The sequence below is a fragment of the Mesorhizobium sp. M7A.F.Ca.AU.002.02.1.1 genome, assembly GCF_003998535.1.
Lineage (GTDB): Bacteria > Pseudomonadota > Alphaproteobacteria > Rhizobiales > Rhizobiaceae > Mesorhizobium > Mesorhizobium ciceri.
In genome coordinates, this window is sequence record NZ_RZPB01000363.1 from 1 (window position 1) to 2,902 (window position 2,902).

Genomic DNA, 2,902 nt, shown 5'->3' on the forward strand with positions numbered 1-2,902 from the left:
GATGGCGTCGACGGGATGATTGTGGAAGGCCCCGAGCCAGTCGAGTTCCTCAATGCCGTGGTGAACGGCATGGAACTTCCAAAGCGCCGGGATTTTGTGAAAGGCCCGATGTGTCCAGTAGACGCCGACATCGGTGATCACGATGATTTCGGCAACCTGCAGCCAGACGGGCTGGCCGCTGACGGCATGCGTTATCGCTTGCGGGACCAGGAGTGCAGCGGCACCGAGCGCGCCTGCCGCCATCATGACGATGGCCAGCTTTATGATGAAGCCGTTGAACAGCAGATAAATCAGATCGACAGCGAAGCCCTTGCGAAAGATCTTCTGCGGCCGCTCGGCAAACAGATGTTCGAACGGAATGAAGATCAGGGCGCAGATCAGAAGTGCCTTGATGCCAAAGATATCCATCGATTCGCCTCAGCGCGCAGTCCGCGCCTCTGAGAGGAACCACATCTCCCTTTCCAAAGGCTAAAGGCTCTACCTTTTGCGCAAGTGGCGGCGGCAAACGCGGATTGTGAATGGAACGCGGGTGGACGAGGAGACGCGAATGCGGGCTCGTCCTGCGGCGTGTGGCCCATCCCCCAACTAGAACCTGACCGCGAGATTGGCTTTCACGCTCTGGTCTGCGGCGCGACTGCCGAATTGTCCCCCATAGGTGAGGCCGAGCGTGGCATTGTGTGCGATGGCGATGTCGAACCCGACATCGAGTATCAGCCCGTCCTTGGCGATCGGCACGCCCGCGACGGTGAATGATGCGCCGCCGGCGAATGCGAAGCGCGACAGCGGTACGGTCTCGCCGAAGGCATGGCGCCAGCCGAGCGTGCCGCGAACCGTCGCCGCCATCTCGCCGACGGTGAACTCGCCTGAGGCATGTAGGCCGAGCGTGGTGAAGATCGCATCGGTGATTGCCGAAGCGCTTGTCAGCGTCGCCGCGCCGCCTGTCTCGGTGAAGCCGTCAGTCCGGAGGTTCACATAGGCGAGATTGGCGAAGGGCTCAAAGCCTAAATTTCCAGCATGGATACCATAGCCCAGTTCGCCGAACACCTGCGCCGTTCCGGCGCGATAATCTGCCTTGAGGCTGTCATTGAAACCGGGGAAAGTGACGGAGCGGCTCGTCGCGATGTCGTGCCAAGTATAGGATGTACCGGTGCGCAAGCCGAGCGTGCCGCCCCCAACATCCCAAGTGGTGCCGCCATAGAGGCCGAGATGATAGTTGTCGCTCGAGCCCGACGAGGCGCGGTCTTTCACATCGAGGTTGGTGCGGCTGTATCCCGCCATGATACCCAATCGCCAGGTGTCGAAAATGGCGGCGTCACCGCCGGCCAGGAAACCGCCAGTCGAGCGGTCAACGCGGGCAGCATTGCCGTCGCTGCCAGTATGGCCCCATGAACCAAAGCCCTGACTCCAGAGGGCGAAGCGATCGGTGTCCGACGCCACTGCAGCGGTCGTATTGGGATCGAGCGAGACATAGGCGCCCGCAGCACCGCCATAGGTCTGATCGGCGTAGGCCATGACCGGAGCGGCCGATGCACCGACGATACCGAAAGCGGCCCGGATGCGGTTCGTCGCCGCGTCGCGCAGAAGACGGCTATCTTCGATGAGGGAAGTCTGCGCCGAGGGATACACCTCGCCCGAGAGCTGGTCGAAGGCATCACGTGCCTGCACGTCGGTCGCGAGGTTGAGGATGACGTTGTACAGGGATCCGGATGTCGGCAGGCTCTCGAGCCCCCCAGCGGTTGCGATCTGATTGCGGGTCAAGGCTGCGTCGGTGAAGTTGCGGTATTTCAGGATGTCGAGATAGGCGTTGTTGGTGTCATAGGTATCGACAAGCCTGAGGAAGGCGGTGTTGAGAACTCCAGTCAAGGCAGCGAACTGCCCGGTCAGCCCGGCATCGGCGGTCAACACCGTATAGCGGGTGCCCGGCACCGCAATGCCGCCCGCGGCGTTCACGGTCAGCGTCGCGCCAGTGATCGTCGCGGTGCCGGAGGTGCTGAACCTGTCGGCCTGGCCGGCCGTGTTGATATCGATCGCCATGATGCTGCCAGTCGCGAAAGCGGCATTGCCGCCGGTTTGCCGGATCACATCGCCGGCGCCAGCGTCGGCCATTGTCAAGGTGCCTTGATTGGTGAACTGAAACAGATTGGTCCATTGCGTCGTCTCCGCGACGCCGGCGGAGTTTCCACCGACGGCGGTCCCGTCGTTGACCAGCCTGCTGGCGCCACCGCCGAAATCACTGGTTCCACCGGCGCCGTTCCAGTTCCCGTCGTTGGCGAACAGTGTCGCGCCGCCGGCAAACTGCGCTGTACCGACGATCGAACCGGCGTTTGTGAGCGCCATCGTCGCGGCATTGGTCTCGATCGCCGCATCGCTGGACAGTCCGGAAAGACTACGGATCGCGCCCGACGAGGCGACGTTGATGGCGCCCGTCCCACCAGTCAAAGTCAGGCCACGCGTCGCGCCCGTCACCGTGCCGGCGACTTGCACATCCACTACGCCGTTGCCCGTCGCGACGATGCCCTCGGCCGACGTTCCGGTCACCGCGCCATTGGCGATCACCGTGATCGCGCCCGTGCCAAGATTGGTTGCCTGGATACCTGTCGTACCCGAGACATTGCCATTCGTCGTCACATTGATCGTGCCAGCGCCCACCGGATTGTCCTGGAGCGCGAAGATCGCCGTAGCCGCAGTTGCGTTCACAGCACCCGTTATCACCGCGACATTGCCGGCCGAGCTTTCAGCGTCGATACCTCGACCAGTCGTCGCGGTGATCGGACCAACCGCCTTCACGGTCACCGAACCTGTACCGACAGTCCCTGCGACAATCCCGCTGCTCGCGTCGATCGCGCCGTTCGCCGTGACATCGACGTTGCCGCTTCCCGAGGAAAGGCCAGCGAAGATACCG

The 2,902-nt window shown here is 62.8% G+C and carries 2 protein-coding genes; both read right to left on the minus strand.

Annotated elements, in window-relative coordinates:
• Nucleotides 1-408: sterol desaturase family protein (locus tag EN879_RS21050; protein ID WP_164774491.1), on the minus strand; the 408-nt coding region annotated here is incomplete at its 3' end.
• Nucleotides 409-585: 177 nt separating this feature from the next.
• Nucleotides 586-2,902 (minus strand): autotransporter domain-containing protein (locus EN879_RS39075; protein WP_206520973.1); only part of this gene is annotated, 2,317 nt, incomplete at its 5' end.